This window comes from Pseudomonas moorei, from assembly GCF_008801475.1.
GTDB lineage: Bacteria > Pseudomonadota > Gammaproteobacteria > Pseudomonadales > Pseudomonadaceae > Aquipseudomonas > Aquipseudomonas moorei.
In genome coordinates this window covers 221,536-242,293 of the sequence record NZ_VZPP01000005.1, presented here as the reverse complement: position 1 = coordinate 242,293, position 20,758 = coordinate 221,536, and the positions used below count along the sequence as shown (strand labels likewise).

The window sequence follows — 20,758 nt, the reverse complement described above, 5'->3', positions numbered from 1 at the left end:
CTACGACTTTGGGCCAAGAGCCGCAGAACACAAGGGATAGACTGTTCACAATCGACATAAAAAATGTCTACAATTTTTATCAGTGCGCGACTTGAAGCATCGCTGGATCGGTCAAAGGCAACATCCAGCGCGCCTGCCCCTCTTTGAGTCCACCCTTGCGTGAACGATCCAGCACCCAGCCGCGAGCCTCGACTTGCTTGCCTTTGAGGCCGTCAAGGGTGGCAGCCGGGAATCTGTCCAGCAAATTGGGTGCAACGCGCAGTACAACCGAGTCCTGCAACTCGATCCAAACCCCGCCGCGATTGCGCTGGACCTTGCTCACACGACCGCTGAGCACGGCAAAACCGGAGGCACTGATCTGATCCGCTTTCAGTACAGGTGACTGGCGCCACACGCCAAGGCCGGCCTGTCGGGCGCTGCGTTCTGCCGCTTGCTGACAGTCGACCAGATCGACATTCGGCGCGACCGCCACTTGAAAGCCGAGGCCTTCGGCGAGCATTTGCGCTTCGAGGTTGGCGCCATCGGTGCCATAGACGTGGGCCAGGGTACGGCCGTAATGGTCTTTGCCTTCCTTCCCGGGGAGCAATCCAACCCGTCCGTCGCTCGCGGCCACCAAGGCTTCAAGGCGCTTACGCGCCGCCACGGCGAACGGTTCGTCGGAACGGCCTTTCTTGCCCAGCTCCGGCGTATTCAAGCCGATCATGCGCACGCTGCGACCATCCGTCAGGCGCAGCGTGTCACCATCCACAACCCGCTGTACCGCCACCGAGGCCAGACCACTCGGCGCCGGGCAGAAAGCCTGGGCGCCGGACAGCCAAATCGCGGACACAAAAAAGGCGCCCGCAAGGGACGCCTTTTTCATCAGCATGGAAAAACCGAAACGGCTTCCCAAGTTGATCGGCCTTAGGCCTTTTTCGCGCCGAAAGCACCGAAACGGTCTGCGAAACGCTGAACGCGGCCGCCAGTGTCCAGAGTCTTTTGCTTACCGGTGTAGAACGGGTGGCATTCGTTGCAAACGTCGATCGCCAGGGCTTTGCCGAAGGTCGAACGGGTTTCGAACTTGTTGCCGCAGCTGCAGGTAACAGCAACTGCTGGGTATTCTGGATGGATATCAGCTTTCATGGTGTCTTCCTCAGGCTAGCGTGCCGCCACCCAACACTATTGTTGAATACCGCACGTAATTAGGCCGCGGATTCTACCAGACAATGCCAATCACGCAAGCTGTCCCTGAGACCGACCGTCTGCTAGGCTCCCGAGCCAATACGCGATCCCCGGTGGGAGCGAGCCTGCTCGCGATAGCGGTGTTCCAGTCGCGATGAATGTTGACTGACACGCCGTCATCGCGAGCAGGCTCGCTCCCACACGTTATGCGCCTAGCCCTTTGTTGCCTGTTTATCGAGATCCCCCCGCGTGCCCGACGCCATACTGCGCCTCGCTTTGCCCTCGCCGCTGCGCCGCCTGTTCGACTACCGCGCTCCGGCCGGAGTCCTGCGCGCCGAGTTGCATCCCGGCATGCGCCTGCGGGTGCCGTTCGGCCGGCGGGAGATGATCGGGATTCTGGTGGAGGTCACCGACACCAGCGAAGTCCCGGCGGAAAAACTCAAGCCCGCGCTGGCGTTGCTCGATGCCACGCCGCCGCTGCCACCCGCCCTGTTCAAGCTATGCCTGTGGACTTCCCAGTATTACCAGCACAGTCTCGGCGACACCTTGAGCTGGGCGCTGCCGGTGCTGCTGCGTCAGGGCGAACTGGCCGAGGCGCGCCAGGAGCGTTTCTGGTCCGCCGCCCCCGGTGCCAGCCTTGATGACCCGCGGATCGCCCGCGCCCCGCGCCAGCGTGAAGCACTGGCGACGCTGGCTCAGCACCCCCACGGCGTCGCCCATCAGTTGCTGAGCAAGCTGATGCTGAGCAAAGACAGCCTCGATCTGTTGCTGGCCAAGGACCTGGTGCAGGTCGAGATCCGCAAGCATGCCCCCGGCGCACGCCACGAACACTGGCTGGCGCAGCCCGAACTGCCGCTCAATCCGGAACAACGTGCCGCTTATGAAGCCATTCGCGCCGGGTTCGACAGTTATCACGCGTTCCTGCTGGCCGGCGTCACCGGCAGTGGCAAGACCGAAGTCTATTTGCAACTGATCCGCGAAACCCTGGAGGCCGGTAAACAGGCGCTGGTGCTGATCCCGGAAATCAACCTCGGCCCGCAGACCCTGGCGCGCTTCGAACAGCGCTTCAACGCGCGTATCGCCCTGATCCACTCGGCAGTCAACGATCGTGAACGCCTCGACGCCTGGCTCGCCGCCCGTGACGGCGAGGCCGACATCATTATCGGCACGCGCTCGGCGCTGTTCACACCGATGAAGAATCCCGGCCTGATCATCATCGACGAAGAACACGACGGCTCCTATAAACAGCAGGAAGGCCTGCGTTACCACGCCCGCGACCTGGCGCTGGTGCGCGCCCGGCAGGAAAACATCCCGATCGTGCTCGGCTCCGCCACACCTTCGCTGGAAAGCCTGCACAACGCCTACACCGGACGCTATGGTCTGCTGCGCCTGAATGAGCGCGCCGGTGGCGCCAAGCAGCCACGTTTCCTGCGCCTTGACGTGAAAAGTCGTCCACTGGACAGCGGCATTTCCGGGCCGATGCAACAAGCCATAGGCCAGACGCTGGCTGCGGGCCAGCAAGTATTGGTGTTCCTCAATCGCCGCGGCTTCGCACCGACCCTGCTCTGTCACGACTGCGGCTGGATGTCCGAATGCCAGCGCTGCGATGCGCGGATGACCGTGCACCAGCGCCACGGCGAGTTGCGCTGCCACCATTGCGGCTACGTCGAGCGGGTGCCGCGCCAGTGCCCGAAATGCAACAAGGTCGATTTGCGTCCGGTGGGGGCGGGCACTGAGCGGGCCGAAGAGCGCTTGGGGATTCTGTTCCCCGACTACCCGGTTTTGCGGGTCGACCGCGACAGCACTTCGCGCAAAGACGCAATGAATCAGTTATTCGCGACCATCCAGAAAGGCCAGCCCTGCATCCTGGTGGGCACGCAAATGCTTGCCAAAGGGCACCACTTTCCACGGGTGACCCTGGTGTCGATTCTCGACGCCGACGGCGGGCTGTTTTCCGGTGACTTCCGTGCCAGCGAGCGCATGGCCCAGCTGATTGTCCAGGTCGCCGGGCGTGCGGGACGTGCCGAAGAGCCGGGCAAGGTGATCATCCAGACGCATTTGGCCGATCACCCGTTGCTGGTGCAATTGACCGAACAAGGTTATTTCGCCTTTGCCGAGCAAGCCTTGAGTGAACGCCGCGCGGCTGGCCTGCCGCCGTTTGCGCACCTGGCACTGCTGCGGGCCGAAGCGCACAAGCCTGGACAGGCCGAAGGATTTCTCGACGAGGCGTGCAGCGAGGCCGAACGCTTGCTGGCCGAACAGGGTTTGACCGGAATCGAATTGCTGGGGCCGGTACCGGCACCCATGGAACGCCGCGCCGGGCGCTATCGCGCACAACTATTGTTGCAGGCCACCGCGCGGGCGCCGCTGCATCGCTTGCTTGCCAGTTGGCTGCTGGTGCTGGAGCAGATGCCAAGCGGGCGGGCGGTGCGCTGGTCGCTGGATGTTGACCCTGTGGATTTGTATTGATGGGGCGACTGCCTTCGCTGGCAAGCCAGCCCCTACAGGGGCACATCGCGTCATTGCAGGAGCTGGCTTGCCAGCGAAAGCTGGTCGAATTGTCACCACACATCCACATCCTGCCTGCTAAGGTTGGCAAGCCCGTCTTCGCCACGGATAATGCCCAGTTTTTCCACCAGCGCACGATGCGCCGCCGCGCCAGCGGTCGAAAGAGAAGACCATGAAAGACACCATTCGCCAGCTGATCCAACAAGCCATCACCCAACTCGTCAACGAAGGTGTGTTGCCTGAAGGCCTGACGCCGGCGATCCAGGTGGAAAACTCTCGCGACAAGAAGAACGGCGACTTCGCCAGCAACATCGCCATGATGCTGGCCAAGCCTGCGGGCATGAAGCCGCGTGACCTGGCCGAGAAAATCATCGCCGCGCTGCCGGCTGACGAAAATGTCTCCAAGGCCGAAATCGCCGGCCCCGGCTTCCTCAACTTCTTCCAGAACACCCAGGCCCTGGCGACCCGCCTGGACGCCGCCCTGGCCGATGAGCACATCGGCGTACGCAAGGCCGGCCCGGTGCAACGCACGGTGGTTGACCTGTCGGCTCCGAACCTGGCCAAGGAAATGCACGTCGGCCACTTGCGCTCGACCATCATCGGCGACGGCGTGGCTCGAGTGCTTGAGTTCCTCGGCGACGACGTGATCCGTCAGAACCATGTCGGCGACTGGGGCACCCAGTTCGGCATGTTGATGGCCTATCTGCAGGAAAACCCGATCACCAGCGACGAGCTGTCGGACCTGGAAAACTTCTACCGCGCCGCCAAGCAACGCTTCGACGAATCCGAAGAGTTCGCCGACCGCGCCCGTGGCCTGGTGGTCAAGTTGCAGGCCGGCGATCCGGACTGCCTGGCGCTGTGGACCAAGTTCAAGGACATCTCGCTGTCCCACTGCCAGAAGATCTACGAACTGTTGAACGTCAAGCTGACCATGGCTGACGTGATGGGCGAAAGCGCCTACAACGACGACCTGATCAACGTGGTCAACGACCTCAAGGCCGCCGGCATGCTGGTCGAAAGCAACGGCGCCCAGTGCGTGTTCCTCGATGAATTCAAGAACGCCGATGGCGATCCGCTGCCGGTGATCATCGTCAAGGCCGATGGTGGCTACCTCTACGCCACCACCGACCTGGCGGCCGTGCGTTATCGCAGCGGCAAGCTCAAGGCCGATCGCGCCCTGTACTTCGTTGACCAGCGTCAGGCCCTGCATTTCCAGCAAGTGTTCGCCGTGGCACGCAAGGCCGGCTTCGTGACCCATCCGATGGAGATGGAACACATGGGCTTCGGCACCATGAACGGCGCTGATGGCCGTCCGTTCAAGACCCGCGATGGCGGCACCGTGAAGCTGATCGACCTGCTGACCGAAGCCCAGGAGCGCGCCTATACCCTGGTCAAGGACAAGAACCCGGAACTGGCCGAAGCCGAGCTTCGCAACATCGCCAAGGTCGTGGGCATCGGCGCGGTGAAGTACGCCGACCTGTCCAAGCACCGCACCAGCGACTACAGCTTCAACTTCGACCTGATGCTGAACTTCGAAGGCAACACCGCGCCGTACCTGCTGTACGCCTACACCCGTGTGGCCGGCGTGTTCCGCAAACTCGGCAAGGACTTCAGCGAAGTCGACGGCCAGATCGTGCTCGAAGCGCCCCACGAACACGAGCTGGCGGCAAAACTTGCACAATTCGGTGAAGTGCTGAACAACGTGTCCGAAAAAGGCACGCCGCACATTCTTTGCACTTACCTGTACGACGTCGCCGGCCTGTTCTCCAGCTTCTACGAGAACTGCCCGATCCTTGCGGCCGATACCCCGGCGCAAATGCAGAGCCGCCTGCGCCTCGCCGCGCTGACCGGACGCACCCTCAAGCAAGGCCTGGAACTCTTGGGCCTGGAAACTCTGGAGCGTATGTAAGTTGGCCGCCAAGAAAAAACCTGCACCCAAGCGTGGCGCCAGCCGTTACCAAGCTCCAGCGAAGCAGCCGATTCCGGGCTGGTTGTGGATGGCCATCGGCCTGACGGTCGGTGCATTCATCGTATTCCTGATGAAGCTGGAGCCGGGCAAGGGCAGCGATACGGTCAAACGCGAGAAGGTGGAGCAACAGCAGCAGAAAGCCACCAAGATCGCCGAGGCCAACAAGACCCCGCCGAGCCCGACGCAACCGGTGAAGCCGAAGTACGACTTCTACACCTTGCTGCCGGAATCGGAAGTCATCGTGCCGCCGGATGCCGTGCCGGAAAAAACCCTGCCGACGCCACAAGTGCCGGCGATTCCGACAACGCCGGTTACGCCAGCGGAAGCGGCAAAAATTGACACCGCCCGCGCTCAGGCGGCGCTGTCGGGAATCACGCCACCACCGGCGCCACCCGTCACCAAGGCCGCGCCGGTGACCAAGTTCTTCCTCCAGGCGGGTTCGTTCCGCAAGCAAACTGACGCGGACAAGGTTCGCGCGCAGATCATCCTGCTCGGCCAGGCGGTGGCGGTTGAATCCGGCACAGTGAAAGACGAGACCTGGTATCGGGTTCTGGTCGGACCGTTCAGCAACCGCGAACAACTGACCACCGCCCAGAAACAACTGGCCGGCGCCGGCTTCAGCAATTTGTTGTTACAACAACGCCAAAGCCGATAACGCCCCCTGTGGCGAGGGAGCTTGCTCCCGCTGGAGTGCGAAGCGCTCCCAAACCCAGCATGGCGGTCCATCAGACAGACCGCATGGACCGGGTTTGTGGCTGCTTCGCAGCCAGGCGGGAGCAAGCTCCCTCGCCACAATTGTTACAGCGGCAACCCATCACCATCGCAATACACCGCTCGTCCCCTCTCCCACCCTACAGTTGAAATCCACTCCACCACCCCCATATGAGTGGGCATAAGGCATTTTCGCCCCGCTGCGTGGAGACTCTTCCCTTGACCACCATCGTTTCAGTTCGCCGCCACGGCAAAGTCGTCATGGGCGGCGACGGCCAGGTATCCCTTGGCAACACCGTGATGAAAGGCAACGCGAAAAAAGTTCGCCGCCTGTACCACGGCCAGGTCATCGCCGGTTTTGCCGGCGCCACCGCTGACGCCTTTACCCTCTTCGAACGTTTCGAAGGCCAGCTTGAAAAGCATCAGGGCCACCTGGTTCGCGCCGCCGTCGAACTTGCCAAAGAATGGCGCACCGACCGCTCCCTGAGCCGCCTCGAAGCCATGCTCGCGGTTGCCAACAAAGATGCCTCGCTGATCATCACCGGCAACGGTGACGTGGTTGAACCTGAAGATGGTTTGATCGCCATGGGCTCCGGTGGCGCTTACGCCCAGGCTGCCGCCAGCGCACTGCTGAAGAAAACCGACCTGTCGGCCCGGGAAATCGTCGAGACCGCCCTCGGTATTGCCGGCGACATCTGTGTATTCACCAACCACACCCAGACCATTGAGGAGCAGGACTGCGCCGAATAAGCCCGTTCCGGCCATCGCGCCACGGCTCATTCTTGCTTGAGGTCCGCCAAATACTATGTCCATGACTCCCCGTGAAATCGTCCACGAACTCAATCGCCATATCATCGGCCAGGACGATGCCAAGCGCGCCGTCGCCATTGCCCTGCGCAATCGCTGGCGCCGGATGCAGCTGCCCGAAGAGCTGCGCGTTGAAGTCACCCCGAAAAACATTCTGATGATCGGCCCGACCGGTGTCGGTAAAACCGAGATCGCCCGTCGCCTGGCCAAACTGGCCAACGCGCCGTTCATCAAGGTCGAAGCCACCAAGTTCACGGAAGTCGGCTACGTCGGCCGCGACGTCGAATCGATCATTCGTGATCTGGCTGATGCGGCGATCAAGCTGCTGCGCGAGCAGGAAATCATCAAGGTTCGCCACCGCGCCGAAGACGCTGCTGAAGAGCGCATCCTCGACGCCCTGCTGCCGCCGCCACGCATGGGCTTCAGCAACGACGACACCCCGACGCAGGATTCCAACACCCGTCAGCTGTTCCGCAAGCGCCTGCGCGAAGGTCAGCTGGATGATAAAGAGATCGAAATCGAAGTCGCCGAAATCACCGGCGTCGATATCTCCGCGCCTCCGGGCATGGAAGAAATGACCAACCAATTGCAGAGCCTGTTTGCCAACATGGGCAAAGGCAAGCGCAAGAGCCGCAAGCTCAAGGTCAAGGAAGCGCTGAAACTGGTGCGCGACGAAGAAGCCAGCCGCCTGGTCAACGATGAAGAGTTGAAGGCCAAGGCGCTGGAAGCGGTCGAGCAGCACGGCATCGTGTTCATCGACGAAATCGACAAGGTCGCCAAGCGCGGCAATGTCGGCGGCGCCGACGTGTCCCGCGAAGGCGTGCAACGTGACCTGTTGCCACTGATCGAAGGTTGCACCGTCAACACCAAACTGGGCATGGTCAAGACCGACCACATCCTGTTCATCGCCTCGGGGGCTTTCCACCTGAGCAAGCCGAGCGACCTGGTGCCCGAGCTGCAAGGTCGTCTGCCGATTCGTGTTGAGCTCAAGGCGCTGTCGCCGGAAGACTTCGAACGCATCCTCAGCGAGCCGCACGCGTCGCTCACCGAGCAATACTGTGCGCTGCTGAAAACCGAAGGCCTGACCATCGAGTTCCAGCCAAGCGGCATCAAACGCATCGCGGAGATCGCCTGGCAGGTTAACGAGAAAACCGAAAACATCGGTGCCCGTCGTCTGCACACGCTGCTTGAGCGCCTGCTTGAAGAAGTGTCGTTCAGCGCCGGCGACCTGGCCAGCGCCCATGACGACAAGGCGATCCAGATCGACGCTGACTACGTCAACAGCCACCTCGGCGAATTGGCGCAGAACGAAGACCTGTCCCGTTATATCCTGTAGGTCACATTCTGTGTGAGCGGGCTCCTGTGGCGAGGGAGCTTGCTCCCGCTGGGTCGCGAAGCGGCCCCAAAGCCAGCGATGCGGTCCATCAGAAAGACCGCACTCTCTGGACTTACGACTGCTGCGCAGCCGAGCGGAAGCAAGCTTCCTCGCCACAGGATCACCCGCCGACACAGGGCCTCAATAAGACGGAAGACCGGCCCCATGACAACCCAACTCCCCACCGACATCAAACTGCACAAAGCCTCGAAAACCCTGACGCTCAAATACGCGTCCGGCGAGGAATTCACCCTGCCCGCCGAATTCCTTCGCGTGCACTCTCCTTCCGCCGAAGTCCAGGGACACGGCAAACCCATCCTGCAATTTGGCAAGATCAACGTAGGCCTGAGCAAGATAGAACCGGCCGGTCAGTACGCACTGAAATTGACCTTCGACGACGGCCATGACAGCGGCCTGTTCACCTGGGAATACCTCTATGAGCTGGGGCGACGTTATGACGCACTCTGGGAGGATTACCTTGCCGAGCTCAAAGCCGCCGGAAAAACCCGCGATCCGAACGAATCCGTCGTCAAGCTGATGCTCTAGCCTGAGCCTCTTGCTCTTTAGAGGGCATTTTCTAATTTCATCTGTTTGAATGCTTGGCCGCGAGGTCAGTCATTGGCCTGCTTGCGAAAAAAATTAAACTCGGGTAACCAATGGAGCTGGCAAGTTCCCTGCAGTGTTCTCTGCGAAATTAAAAGCAGCGATGCAGAATTAACGGTCACCCGAGCAGTAGTACCTGGCATTGGCTGTGTGACTGCACAACCAGGGCCCGGGTACTCGCCTCAGGACAATGGAGCGTCGTAGATGAGTATCAAGAATAACGATGACTTGAAGTATCAGGCCTCGGAAAACACCTTGGGACTGAATCCTGTCGTTGGGCTGCGTGGAAAGGATCTACTGGCTTCTGCTCGAATGGTGCTCAGGCAGGCCATCAAACAACCGGTGCACAGCGCCAAGCATGTTGCGCATTTCGGCCTTGAACTCAAGAATGTGCTGTTCGGCAAATCCGCACTGCAACCGAGCAGCGATGACCGTCGCTTCGCCGATCCGGCCTGGAGCCAGAACCCACTCTACAAACGCTATCTGCAAACCTACCTGGCGTGGCGCAAGGAACTCCACGACTGGATCGATGACAGCAATCTCACAGCCAGTGACGCGGCACGCGGGCACTTCGTGATCAACCTCATGACCGAAGCCATGGCCCCGACCAATACGGCGGCCAACCCGGCGGCCGTCAAACGCTTCTTCGAAACCGGCGGCAAGAGCCTGCTCGACGGCCTCTCGCATCTGGCCAAGGACCTGGTGCACAACGGCGGCATGCCGAGCCAGGTCAACATGGGCGCGTTCGAGGTCGGCAAGAGCCTTGGCGTGACCGAAGGTGCGGTGGTCTTCCGCAACGATGTACTTGAGCTGATCCAGTACAAGCCGATTACCGAGCAAGTCCACGAGCGCCCACTGCTGGTGGTGCCGCCGCAAATCAACAAGTTCTACGTTTTCGACCTGAGCCCGGACAAGAGTCTGGCGCGGTTCTGCCTGCGCAATAACGTGCAGACCTTCATCGTCAGCTGGCGCAACCCGACCAAGGAACAGCGCGAGTGGGGCCTGTCGACCTACATCGAGGCGCTCAAGGAAGCGGTCGACGTGGTCACCGCCATCACCGGCAGCAAAGACGTGAACATGCTCGGTGCCTGTTCCGGCGGTATCACCTGCACCGCCCTGCTGGGCCATTACGCCGCGATCGGCGAGAACAAGGTCAACGCCCTCACCCTGCTGGTCAGCGTGCTCGATACCACGCTGGAGAGCGACGTCGCCCTGTTCGTCAACGAGCAGACCCTCGAAGCCGCCAAGCGCCACTCATACCAGGCCGGTGTGCTGGAAGGCCGCGACATGGCAAAAGTCTTTGCGTGGATGCGTCCCAATGACCTGATCTGGAACTACTGGGTCAACAACTACCTGCTGGGCAACGAGCCACCGGTTTTCGACATCCTGTTCTGGAACAACGACACCACCCGGTTGCCTGCCGCATTCCATGGCGACCTGATCGAGATGTTCAAAAACAATCCACTGATTCGCCCCAATGCACTGGAAGTGTGCGGCACGCCAATCGACCTGAAGCAGGTCACAGCCGACATCTTTTCCCTGGCCGGCACCAACGACCACATCACCCCGTGGAAGTCCTGCTACAAGTCGGCGCAACTGTTTGGCGGCAATGTGGAGTTCGTGCTGTCCAGCAGCGGGCATATCCAGAGCATCCTGAACCCGCCGGGCAATCCGAAATCCCGCTACATGACCAGCACCGAAAAGGCTGCCAATGCCGAGGAGTGGCAAGAAAACTCCACCAAGCACACCGACTCCTGGTGGCTGCATTGGCAGGCCTGGCAGGCCCAGCGTTCGGGTGAACTGAAAAAATCGCCGACAAAACTGGGCAACAAGGCTTATCCGGCGGGCGAGGCTGCCCCAGGTACTTACGTACACGAGCGGTAACTGACACACCCCGCTCTTGCTGTGGGAGCGAGCTCGCTTGCGATGGACGTTAACGAAAACGCGTACTGTCTGAATTAACGCGTTGCCCTCACGTTTTTCGCGAGCAGGCTCGCTCCTACAGGGGGCGGGGATGAATTCATAAACAGGGCCAGAAGCATGCCGCAACCGTTCATATTTCGTACCGTCGACCTGGATGGCCAGACCCTCCGCACGGCGGTACGCCCCGGCAAGCCTCACTTGACGCCCCTGCTGATTTTCAACGGCATCGGCGCCAACCTGGAGCTGGTGTTCCCGTTCGTCGCAGCACTGGACCCAGACCTCGAAGTCATCGCTTTCGACGTGCCCGGTGTCGGTGGCTCTTCGACGCCGAGACGGCCGTATCGCTTTCCAAGCCTGGCCAAACTGACGGCACGCATGCTCGACTACCTCGATTACGGGCAGGTCAACGTGATCGGCGTGTCCTGGGGCGGCGCCCTCGCCCAGCAGTTCGCCTATGACTATCCGGAGCGCTGCAAGAAACTGGTGCTGGCGGCCACGGCGGCCGGTGCGGTGATGGTGCCGGGCAAGCCGAAAGTACTGTGGATGATGGCGAGCCCCCGGCGCTACATTCAGCCGTCGCACGTCATCCGCATTGCGCCGATGATCTACGGCGGCTCATTCCGTCGCGACCCGACACTGGCTGCGAGCCATGCGGCGAAAGTGCGTTCGGCGGGCAAGCTCGGTTACTACTGGCAGCTGTTCGCCGGCCTCGGCTGGACCAGCATCCACTGGCTGCACAGGATCAATCAGCCGACCCTGGTACTGGCGGGCGATGACGATCCGTTGATCCCGCTGATCAACATGCGTTTGCTGGCCTGGCGAATTCCCAATGCCCAGTTGCATATCATCGATGACGGCCATCTGTTCCTGATCACCCGGGCCGAGGCGGTAGCGCCGATCATCATGAAATTCCTTGAAGAAGAACGACAACGCGCCGTGATGCATCCGCACCCGGCGCCATTGGGCGGTTAATCCGCACATTGATGCGCGGCAGGACGCCGCGCCGCGCAACAACCCGTTACAGCGTCTATGGTGTTCTGGTTCGGTTGTTTGTTTTTGGCCTGAAGACGAAGGAGTGTTGACTCATGCGTGACAAACCAGCGCGGGACTCTTTGCCCACTCCCGCCGCGTTCATCAACGCACAGAGTGCGATTACCGGCCTGCGCGGCCGGGATCTGATGTCGACCCTGCGCAGCGTGGCCGCCCATGGCCTGCGCAACCCGCTGCACAGCGCCCGGCACGCCCTGAAACTGGGCGGACAACTGGGCCGCGTGCTGCTCGGCGAAACCCTGTACCCGACCAATCCGCAGGACAGTCGTTTTGCCGATCCGGCATGGAGCCTCAACCCGTTTTACCGTCGCAGCTTGCAGGCGTACCTGGCTTGGCAAAAGCAGGTCAAAAACTGGATCGATGAAAGCAACATGACCCCGGACGATCGCGCCCGGGCGCATTTCGCCTTCGCCTTGCTCAATGATGCCATGTCACCGTCCAACAGCCTGCTCAATCCCCTGGCGATCAAGGAACTCTTCAACTCCGGCGGCAATAGCCTGGTGCGCGGGATCGGTCACCTGGTGGATGACTTGCTGCACAACGACGGCCTTCCCCGGCAAGTCACCAAGCAGGCGTTCGAAGTCGGCAAGACCGTCGCCACCACCACCGGCGCCGTGGTCTTTCGCAACGAATTGCTGGAGCTGATCCAGTACAAACCGATGAGCGAAAAGCAGTATTCCAAGCCGCTGCTGGTGGTGCCGCCGCAGATCAACAAGTACTACATTTTCGACCTGAGCCCGCATAACAGCTTCGTCCAGTTCGCCCTCAAGAACAGCCTGCAAACCTTCGTGATCAGCTGGCGCAACCCGGATGTGCGTCACCGCGAATGGGGACTGTCGACCTACGTCGAGGCGGTTGAAGAAGCCATGAATGTGTGCCGGGCCATCACCGGTGCCCGCGAGGTCAACCTGATGGGCGCCTGCGCCGGCGGGCTGACCATCGCTGCGTTGCAGGGGCACTTGCAAGCCAAACGGCAACTGCGCCGGGTCTCCAGCGCGACGTATCTGGTGAGTCTGCTCGACAGTCAGCTGGATTCGCCAGCGACCCTCTTCGCCGATGAACAGACCCTGGAAGCCGCCAAGCGTCGCTCCTACCAGAAAGGCGTGCTCGACGGTCGCGACATGGCCAAGGTGTTCGCCTGGATGCGCCCCAACGACTTGATCTGGAGCTATTTCGTCAACAACTACCTGCTGGGCAAAGAACCACCGGCGTTCGACATCCTCTACTGGAACAACGACAACACGCGCTTGCCGGCGGCCCTGCATGGCGACTTGCTGGATTTCTTCAAGCACAACCCGCTCACCCACCCGGGCGGCCTGGAAGTGTGCGGCACGCCAATCGACTTGCAGAAGGTCACCGTCGACAGCTTCAGCGTGGCCGGTATCAATGACCACATCACGCCGTGGGACGCGGTGTATCGCTCGACGCTGCTGCTCGGTGGCGATCGCCGCTTCGTGCTTTCCAACAGCGGTCACGTGCAAAGCATCCTCAACCCGCCGAGCAACCCGAAAGCCAACTACGTCGAGAACGGCAAACTGAGCAGTGATCCACGGGCCTGGTACTACGACGCCAAGCACGTCGATGGCAGCTGGTGGACCCCATGGCTGAGCTGGATTCAGGAACGCTCGGGGGCACTGAAGGAAACCCACATGGCTCTCGGCAACCAGAACTATCCACCGATGGAGGCGGCGCCCGGTACTTATGTGCGCGTACGCTGACGCCCAACGACCCACGGCCGCGACCGGCCGTGGCATGACCCGATTACTAAGAAGACTGGATGAAAACCCGCGACCGCATCCTCGAATGTGCCCTGCAGTTGTTCAATCAGAAGGGCGAACCGAACGTTTCCACCATGGAAGTTGCCAACGAAATGGGCATCAGCCCCGGCAACCTCTACTACCACTTCCACGGCAAGGAGCCGCTGATTCTCGGGCTGTTCGAACGCTTCCAGAATGAGCTGACCCCGCTGCTCGACCCGCCATCGGATGTTGAACTGGCACCGGACGATTACTGGCTGTTCCTGCACCTGATCGTCGAACGCCTGGCCCACTACCGGTTTCTGTTCCAGGACCTGTCGAACCTGGCCGGCCGCCTGCCGAAGTTGGCCAAGGGCATCCGCAACCTGCTCAATGCACTCAAGCGCACGCTGGCGTCGTTACTGGCGCGATTGAAAGCTCAGGGGCAATTGGTCAGTGACACCCAGGCACTGGGGCAACTGGTGGAGCAGATCACCCTGACGTTGCTGTTTTCGCTGGACTACCAGCGGATTCTCGATCGCGAAGGGGAAGTGCGACTGGTGGTCTACCAGATCATGATGCTGGTGGCGCCGCATCTGCTGCCACCGATCAAGGTGGCGACGGAGCAACTCGCGATGCAGTACCTGGAAGAGCACGATTAATGCTGATCACACCTATCCCTGAGGGAGCGAGCCTGCTCGCGATGGCGGTGTGTCAGTAGGCAGTATTTTTGAATGTGATGGCCTCATCGCGAGCAAGCTCCCACATCGGGTTTGTGGTCCTTTCAAAAGGATGCACAAACAAAAACGCCCGACCTTGGCAGGCCGGGCGTTTTTTTGAGCCCTGAAAAAATCAGGACTGACTGGTTGGCGTCGATGGTGCTGGCGCGGCAGTCGGGGTTACAGCAGGGGTCGGTGCGGTAGCGGAGTTCGTCGCGCTGACCGGTGCAGCCGGCGTTGCTGGCTTGGCGGCAGCCACTGCTGGTTTTGCTGCGGCAGCCTTTGGAGCGGCCGGCTTTTTCACTGCGGGCTTCTTCGCAGCGGCAGGTTTTGCGGCTGGTTTGGCTGCTGGCTTGGCCGCTGCGGTTTTCGCCGCAGGCTTGGCGGCGGCTGGTTTGGAAGCAGGCTTGGCGGCGGCTTTTGCGGCAACCGGTTTGGCTGCTGGTTTGGCTGCAGCAGGTTTGGCTGCGGCCGTTTTCGCCGCTGGCTTGGCAGCAGGTTTAGCCGCCGCTTTGGCCAGTGGCTTGGCAGCGGTTTTGGCTGCTGGCTTGGCTGCTGCAGTTTTCGCCGCAACAGGCGCAACCTTGGCACCGGTGAGTTTTTCGATCTGCTTGGTCAAGGTATCAACCTTGCTGTGCAGTGCCTTGACTTCGTTGCGGCTCGGTACGCCCAGACGCGAGATGGCGCTGTTCAGACGCTTGTCGAAAGCGCCTTCCAGTTCGTCCCACTTGCCCAGTGCACGGTCTTTCACGCCGCTGATGCGCGACTTGGCCGAAGAAGCGGAGTCCTTGGCGGCGTCGACAGTTTTGCCAACGGCGCTTTTGGTCAGCTTCTCGGCTTTCTCGCCGTCCTTAACCAATGCATCGAAGAGTTTGCTGCCGTCAGTGTCGATCTTCGAGTACACGCCTAAACCCGCCAGCCAGATTTTTCGGGAGTAGTCTTCGACTTTCCCGATCCACGAGCTGCCTTCTTTTTCAGTGTTCTTTTTGCCAGCCATCCCGTTCTCCTTAAGATTTACGCGCGACGCGTTCGAGCAATGCCGTCAGCTCATCGAGCTTAGCAGAGAGTGTCTCAACGTCATGTTTAGACGGAATGCCGATACGATTCAAGGCACTTGCGACACGCGTGTCGAACGCCTTCTCTACCTTGTCGAGTTGATCTTCGACCCTGCCTTTGAAAGTGCGCACTTCACTCTTGGCTTCGTCGATCTCGGCATTCGCCGCTTCAAGCTTCTCAGCGACCACCTTTTTGCCTTTCTTTTCAACAATTTGACCAGCCTTGATCAACTCTTGAAAGTAATCGCTACCCTCTTGGCCAACCTTGGTGTAGGCACCCAGGCCTGCCAGCCAGATCTTGCGGGCATAGGATTTGACGTCGCCGAGGGCGGTGGTCGATGCGTCGATTTTTTTCTTCAAAATAACTTTGGCCATGGTGCACCTCACGCGCAGAAGGTTTGAGGAACTGCCCGCGAAAGTGTCGGGCTCTGGCACAAAGTAGGGAGAAAAATTAGAAACGGCACCCTAACAACTGACATAAACAGCAAGCAGAGCAAACACGAAACCTGTGGGAACGGGCTTGCCCGCGATGGCGGTGGGTCATCCAGGCCTCATCGCGGGCAAGCCCGCTCCCACAGGGACCTCATTTCATGGAAAGCACCTGATCAGACCAGAGCTTTATCCAGCGCCTTTTCGATTTCCGATTTGATCATGCCACTCATGGCCGACATCATCAGGCCCAACTCCACATCGACCCTGATCGAATCTTCACTGACGTGCACGGCACCTTTCACGCCCGAGCGCTTGAGGTTCAGGGTGTCGCCAGACCACTGCGGCTCCAGGCCATAATGATCGGAGAGTTTCTGCGCCAGCTTGTCGGCCTTCTCGCGAGCCGCTTCCTTACCCAGGCCGTGGGCACGCTCAACACTAATATGGGCCATCGAATGACTCCTGCTTTATGAATGCTTGTTCGGTGAATCTTGACCACTGATGCGGCAAAACGTCCCGAGGGTGATCCATCTTACCTTCAGCCTTGCCAAGACAAAGCATCCCTTGGGGATTAGAATGTCGCGCATTCTATTTTGGTGACAGCGATATGACTGATCAGCGCAAAGGCAGCGATGCCGAACCCACCACTCACTTCGGCTTCAAAAACGTTCCGGAAAGCCAGAAAGCGGAAAAAGTCGCTGAGGTTTTCCACTCGGTAGCCGCCAAGTACGACTTGATGAACGACCTCCTGTCGGGCGGCATGCACCGCCTGTGGAAGCGTTTTGCGATCGAGCTGTCGGGTGTACGCACAGGCAATCGCGTGCTGGACATCGCCGGCGGCACCGGCGACCTGACCCGCAAGTTCTCGCACCTGGTAGGCCCGACCGGCCAGGTGGTGTTGGCCGACATCAACGAATCCATGCTCAAGGTCGGTCGTGACCGCCTGCTGGACCTGGGTGTGGCCGGTAACGTCGAATTCGTCCAGGCCGATGCGGAAAAACTGCCGTTCCCGGACAACCACTTCGACTGCGTGACCATCGCCTTCGGCCTGCGCAACGTCACGCACAAGGAAGACGCCCTGCGCTCGATGCTGCGTGTACTCAAGCCAGGCGGCCGCCTGCTGGTGCTGGAGTTCTCCAAGCCGACCAACGCGCTGATGTCCAAAGCCTACGATGCCTACTCGTTCGCTTTCATGCCGTTGATGGGCAAGCTGATCACCAACGATTCGGAAAGCTATCGCTACCTGGCCGAATCGATCCGCATGCACCCGAATCAGGAAACCCTGAAGTCGATGATGGTCGAGGCCGGTTTCGACCGCGTGACCTATCACAACATGACCGCAGGCATCGTCGCCCTGCACCGCGGCATCAAGCCCTGATGCTGCTCGCCGGCCTGCTCGCCAGCGTTGAACTCGGTCTGAACCGGGTGCTGCGCCTCGACAGCACGGCGCTGCCGCGGCTGGCGCATTTAAGCGGCAGGGTAATTGCCGTCGATTGCCGCAGCCCGGCATTGCAATTGTTCATCCTGCCCAGCGATGAAGGCCTGATGCTGGCTTCCCAGTGGGAAACCGGCGCCGACTGCACCTTGCGGGCCCCGGCATCAAGCCTGTTGAAACTGGCGATGAGCAAGGACAAGACGTCGGTCCTGCATGGGCCTGAAGTCGAGCTCGAGGGTGACAGCGGCGTACTGCTGGAGCTGGCGGCCATCCTTCAGGACCTGGAGCTGGACTGGGAGTACGAACTCTCGCGCTGGCTCGGCCCTGTCGCCACGCAACTGGTCGGTGGTCACCTGCGCAGCCGCGCCCGCTGGTATCAGCAAGGGTTCGCCAGCCTGGGTCAGAACCTGGGCGAATACCTGGCCGAAGAATCGCGCACCCTCGTCGGTCAGCGCGAAGCCGAAGCCCGATTCAGTGAACTGGACCAGATCAAGCTTGATCTGGAACGTCTCGAGGCGCGTTTCGAGCGCCTTTCCCGATCCCTCGACCCAAGCGATAACGCATGAAGCTGCTTGCCGTCCGCCGTTTGTTGCGCATCCAGCGCGTCGTGATCCGCTACCGCCTTGATGACCTGCTGTTCGCCCTGCCGCTGCCCTGGTTCCTGCTGGTGCTGCGCTACGCCCTGCCATGGCGCTGGTTCCCGCGCAAGACACTAGACCTGAGCCGAGGCGCGCGACTGCGCCTGGCGTTGCAGGACCTGGGGCCGATTTTCATCAAGTTCGGCCAGATTTTGTCCACCCGCCGTGACTTGCTGCCCGAAGACATCGCCGATGAGCTGATGAAGCTGCAGGACCGCGTTCCGCCGTTCGATTCACAGCTGTCGGTCAAGCTGATCGAAGAGCAGCTGGGCAAGAAAATCAGCGAAGTCTTCAGCCGTTTCGACGTCGAACCGCTAGCCTCGGCCTCGGTCGCGCAGGTGCACGCCGCACAGCTCAAAACCGGCGAAGAAGTCGTGGTCAAGGTGATTCGTCCCGGCCTGAAACCGGTGATCGCCCAGGACCTGGCGTGGCTGTTCATCCTCGCCCGCGCCGCCGAAAAAGTGTCGGCCGATGCGCGCCTGCTGCACCCGGTGGACGTGGTCAGCGACTATGAAAAAACCATCTATGACGAACTCGACCTGCTGCGTGAAGCCGCCAACGCCAGTCAGTTGAAGCGCAACTTTGAAGGTTCGCCGCTGTTGTACGTGCCGCAAGTCTATTGGGACTGGTGCCGCCCGAAAGTCCTGGTGATGGAGCGCATCTACGGCATTCAGGTCACCGACCTGGCGACCCTGGCCGACCAGCGCACCGACATGAAAATGCTGGCCGAGCGCGGCGTGGAAATTTTCTTCACCCAAGTGTTCCGCGACAGCTTCTTCCACGCCGACATGCACCCCGGCAACATCTTCGTCAGCACGGTGAATCCGTGGAGCCCGCAGTACATCGCGATCGACTGCGGCATCGTCGGCAGCCTGACTCCGGAAGACCAGGATTACCTGGCCCGCAACCTGTTCGCGTTCTTCAAGCGTGATTACCGTCGCGTGGCGCAACTGCACATCGATTCGGGCTGGGTGCCGGCGGAAACCAAGCTCAACGAGTTCGAAGCGGCGATCCGTACCGTGTGCGAGCCGATTTTCGAAAAACCGTTAAAGGATATTTCCTTCGGCCAGGTGCTGATGCGCCTGTTCCAGACCGCGCGGCGCTTCAACATGGAAGTGCAGCCGCAACTCGTACTACTGCAAAAAACCCTGCTGAACATCGAAGGCCTGGGCCGTCAGTTGTACCCGGAGCTTGATCTGTGGAACACCGCCCAGCCGTTCCTGGAACGCTGGATGCGCGAGCGGGTCAGTCCCAAGGCCTTGCTCGGCAACGTGCAGAGCCAGTTCGAGCAGATCCCCCACCTGGCCAACATGGCCCGCGACCTGCTCGAACGCATGTCCCAGCCCCACGCCAATGACCCGCCACCGCCGTGGCATCGAGCTCGCGACGACTGGTTCCTGCGCCTGCTAGGTACCGCGCATCTGGCCGGTGGCGCCCTTCTCGCCGCCGGCGGGCCGTTGAACCAGTTGGCGTATTGGCCGGCAGGCATCATGATGGCCGTGGGCTTGTATCTGGTCGTTCGCCGATAGCCAGTTGCGTGAACGACTGGCACACTGTTTGAACGCTTGGGTTCGACTAATGAAGTGTCGGGCCCGCTGTCGGAGTCGAAGATGAAAAACTGGCTGGACGAGATCAAGTGGGACGCCGATGGCCTGGTGCCGGCAATTGCCCAGGATCACAAGACCGGGCGTGTCCTGATGATGGCCTGGATGAACCGTGAGGCACTGGAGCTGACCGCTTCCGAGAACCGCGCCATTTACTGGTCGCGCTCCCGTGGCAAGCTGTGGCGCAAGGGCGAAGAGTCCGGCCACGTGCAGACCCTGCACGAGATGCGCCTGGACTGCGATGCTGACGTGATCATCCTGATGGTCGAGCAGATCGGCGACATCGCCTGCCATACCGGCCGCCAGAGCTGCTTCTATCGTGTCTTCGAGAACGGCGACTGGACAACCGTCGACCCGGTCCTGAAAGATCCCAATGCCATCTATTCCTCAGGACACAAACATGAGTGACACTCTGACCCGCCTGGCTGCCGTACTGGAAGAGCGCAAAGGCGCCGCCGCCGATAGCTCGTATGTCGCCAGCCTGTATCACAAGGGCTTGAACAAGATTCTGGAAAAAGTCGGCGAAGAGTCGGTCGAAACCATCATTGCCGCCAAGGATGCCGCCGTCAGCGGCGACTGCAGCGATGTGATCTACGAAACCGCCGATTTGTGGTTCCACAGCATGGTCATGCTCGCCCAACTAGGGCAGCATCCACAGGCTGTACTCGATGAACTGGACCGTCGCTTCGGTCTGTCCGGACACGCCGAGAAAGCCTCGCGCCCGTCCGCCTGAATAACTATTAGAGAGGAGCAGCAGCATGGGCATTTTTGACTGGAAACACTGGATCGTCATCCTGGTTGTCGTGGTACTCGTATTCGGCACCAAGAAACTGAAGAATCTCGGCACGGACGTTGGCGAATCGATCAAGGGCTTCCGCAAAGCCATGAACGATGACGAAAAACCGGCCGACCCGAGCGCGACTCCGGCCCAACCGGTTCCGCCCGTTCAGCCACAGGCCTCTGTGAACCAGCCGCACACCATCGATGTGCAGGCGCAAAAAGTCGAAGAGCCGATCCGCAAAGACTCGTGAGCAC

At 60.7% G+C, this 20,758-nt stretch carries 21 protein-coding genes; 16 read left to right on the top strand and 5 right to left on the bottom strand.

Annotated elements, in window-relative coordinates; all coding sequences use genetic code 11:
• Window positions 1-79 precede the first annotated feature (79 nt).
• Window positions 80-868, bottom strand: a complete 789-nt coding sequence (locus F7R06_RS11365) for a thermonuclease family protein (protein ID WP_090328216.1) — start codon at window positions 866-868, stop codon at window positions 80-82.
• 35 nt (window positions 869-903) lie between these two features.
• On the bottom strand, window positions 904-1,122 hold the full coding sequence (gene rpmE / locus F7R06_RS11360; RefSeq protein ID WP_008047849.1) for a 50S ribosomal protein L31: 219 nt from the start codon (window positions 1,120-1,122) through the stop codon (window positions 904-906).
• Window positions 1,123-1,410: 288 nt separating this feature from the next.
• Here rpmE and F7R06_RS11355 point away from each other — a divergent pair, with 288 nt between their 5' ends.
• From F7R06_RS11355 to F7R06_RS11305, 10 genes are all read left to right on the top strand, one after another.
• Complete coding sequence (locus F7R06_RS11355) at window positions 1,411-3,630, top strand: primosomal protein N' (RefSeq protein ID WP_090328213.1); 2,220 nt, start codon at window positions 1,411-1,413, stop codon at window positions 3,628-3,630.
• Between the two features lie 211 nt (window positions 3,631-3,841).
• Complete coding sequence (gene argS / locus F7R06_RS11350; RefSeq protein WP_090328208.1) at window positions 3,842-5,578, top strand: arginine--tRNA ligase; 1,737 nt, start codon at window positions 3,842-3,844, stop codon at window positions 5,576-5,578.
• Window position 5,579: 1 nt separating this feature from the next.
• The gene (locus F7R06_RS11345; RefSeq protein WP_090328206.1) at window positions 5,580-6,293 is read left to right on the top strand and encodes an SPOR domain-containing protein; all 714 of its coding nucleotides are present in this window, start codon (window positions 5,580-5,582) and stop codon (window positions 6,291-6,293) included.
• A 275-nt stretch (window positions 6,294-6,568) separates the two neighbouring features.
• Window positions 6,569-7,099 carry an ATP-dependent protease subunit HslV gene (gene hslV / locus F7R06_RS11340; protein WP_007975582.1) on the top strand — a complete coding sequence of 177 codons (531 nt, stop codon included), beginning with the start codon at window positions 6,569-6,571 and terminating at the stop codon, window positions 7,097-7,099.
• Between the two features lie 55 nt (window positions 7,100-7,154).
• Window positions 7,155-8,492, top strand: coding sequence for an ATP-dependent protease ATPase subunit HslU (gene hslU / locus F7R06_RS11335; RefSeq protein ID WP_090328203.1), 1,338 nt, complete (start codon window positions 7,155-7,157; stop codon window positions 8,490-8,492).
• A 204-nt stretch (window positions 8,493-8,696) separates the two neighbouring features.
• Window positions 8,697-9,077, top strand: coding sequence for a gamma-butyrobetaine hydroxylase family protein (locus F7R06_RS11325; RefSeq protein ID WP_090328200.1), 381 nt, complete (start codon window positions 8,697-8,699; stop codon window positions 9,075-9,077).
• 261 nt (window positions 9,078-9,338) lie between these two features.
• The gene (gene phaC / locus F7R06_RS11320) at window positions 9,339-11,018 is read left to right on the top strand and encodes a class II poly(R)-hydroxyalkanoic acid synthase (protein ID WP_090328197.1); all 1,680 of its coding nucleotides are present in this window, start codon (window positions 9,339-9,341) and stop codon (window positions 11,016-11,018) included.
• Between the two features lie 156 nt (window positions 11,019-11,174).
• The gene (phaZ, locus tag F7R06_RS11315; protein WP_090328195.1) at window positions 11,175-12,029 is read left to right on the top strand and encodes a poly(3-hydroxyalkanoate) depolymerase; all 855 of its coding nucleotides are present in this window, start codon (window positions 11,175-11,177) and stop codon (window positions 12,027-12,029) included.
• Between the two features lie 113 nt (window positions 12,030-12,142).
• Window positions 12,143-13,825 carry a class II poly(R)-hydroxyalkanoic acid synthase gene (gene phaC, locus F7R06_RS11310; RefSeq protein ID WP_090328193.1) on the top strand — a complete coding sequence of 561 codons (1,683 nt, stop codon included), beginning with the start codon at window positions 12,143-12,145 and terminating at the stop codon, window positions 13,823-13,825.
• A 59-nt stretch (window positions 13,826-13,884) separates the two neighbouring features.
• Window positions 13,885-14,505: a TetR/AcrR family transcriptional regulator gene (locus tag F7R06_RS11305; protein WP_090328189.1), complete on the top strand. Its 621-nt coding sequence runs from the start codon at window positions 13,885-13,887 to the stop codon at window positions 14,503-14,505.
• Window positions 14,506-14,695: 190 nt separating this feature from the next.
• On the opposite strand, the gene F7R06_RS11300 is transcribed toward F7R06_RS11305, so the two are convergent.
• From F7R06_RS11300 to F7R06_RS11290, 3 genes are all read right to left on the bottom strand, one after another.
• Window positions 14,696-15,559: a phasin family protein gene (locus tag F7R06_RS11300; RefSeq protein WP_090328186.1), complete on the bottom strand. Its 864-nt coding sequence runs from the start codon at window positions 15,557-15,559 to the stop codon at window positions 14,696-14,698.
• Window positions 15,560-15,569: 10 nt separating this feature from the next.
• The gene (locus F7R06_RS11295; RefSeq protein ID WP_090328183.1) at window positions 15,570-15,992 is read right to left on the bottom strand and encodes a phasin family protein; all 423 of its coding nucleotides are present in this window, start codon (window positions 15,990-15,992) and stop codon (window positions 15,570-15,572) included.
• 230 nt (window positions 15,993-16,222) lie between these two features.
• On the bottom strand, window positions 16,223-16,498 hold the full coding sequence (locus F7R06_RS11290) for a polyhydroxyalkanoic acid system family protein (RefSeq protein ID WP_090328181.1): 276 nt from the start codon (window positions 16,496-16,498) through the stop codon (window positions 16,223-16,225).
• 155 nt (window positions 16,499-16,653) lie between these two features.
• Between F7R06_RS11290 and ubiE the strand changes: the two genes are divergently transcribed.
• The 6 genes from ubiE to F7R06_RS11260 all read left to right on the top strand — a co-directional run bounded on the left by ubiE (window position 16,654) and on the right by F7R06_RS11260 (window position 20,754).
• Complete coding sequence (gene ubiE, locus F7R06_RS11285; RefSeq protein WP_007989286.1) at window positions 16,654-17,424, top strand: bifunctional demethylmenaquinone methyltransferase/2-methoxy-6-polyprenyl-1,4-benzoquinol methylase UbiE; 771 nt, start codon at window positions 16,654-16,656, stop codon at window positions 17,422-17,424.
• Complete coding sequence (locus tag F7R06_RS11280) at window positions 17,424-18,047, top strand: ubiquinone biosynthesis accessory factor UbiJ (protein WP_090328177.1); 624 nt, start codon at window positions 17,424-17,426, stop codon at window positions 18,045-18,047. The genes ubiE and F7R06_RS11280 overlap by 1 nt, the downstream gene beginning before the upstream one ends.
• Entirely contained in the window at window positions 18,044-19,648 is a 1,605-nt protein-coding gene (gene ubiB / locus F7R06_RS11275) for a ubiquinone biosynthesis regulatory protein kinase UbiB (protein ID WP_090328174.1), read from the top strand. The genes F7R06_RS11280 and ubiB overlap by 4 nt, the downstream gene beginning before the upstream one ends.
• 81 nt (window positions 19,649-19,729) lie before the next feature.
• Entirely contained in the window at window positions 19,730-20,131 is a 402-nt protein-coding gene (hisI, locus tag F7R06_RS11270; RefSeq protein ID WP_090328172.1) for a phosphoribosyl-AMP cyclohydrolase, read from the top strand.
• Entirely contained in the window at window positions 20,124-20,456 is a 333-nt protein-coding gene (locus F7R06_RS11265; protein ID WP_090328169.1) for a phosphoribosyl-ATP diphosphatase, read from the top strand. The genes hisI and F7R06_RS11265 overlap by 8 nt, the downstream gene beginning before the upstream one ends.
• A 25-nt stretch (window positions 20,457-20,481) precedes the next feature.
• Window positions 20,482-20,754 (top strand): twin-arginine translocase TatA/TatE family subunit, encoded by a 273-nt coding sequence (locus F7R06_RS11260; protein ID WP_090328167.1) that lies wholly within the window; start codon window positions 20,482-20,484, stop codon window positions 20,752-20,754.
• The last annotated feature ends 4 nt before the right edge of the window (window positions 20,755-20,758 follow it).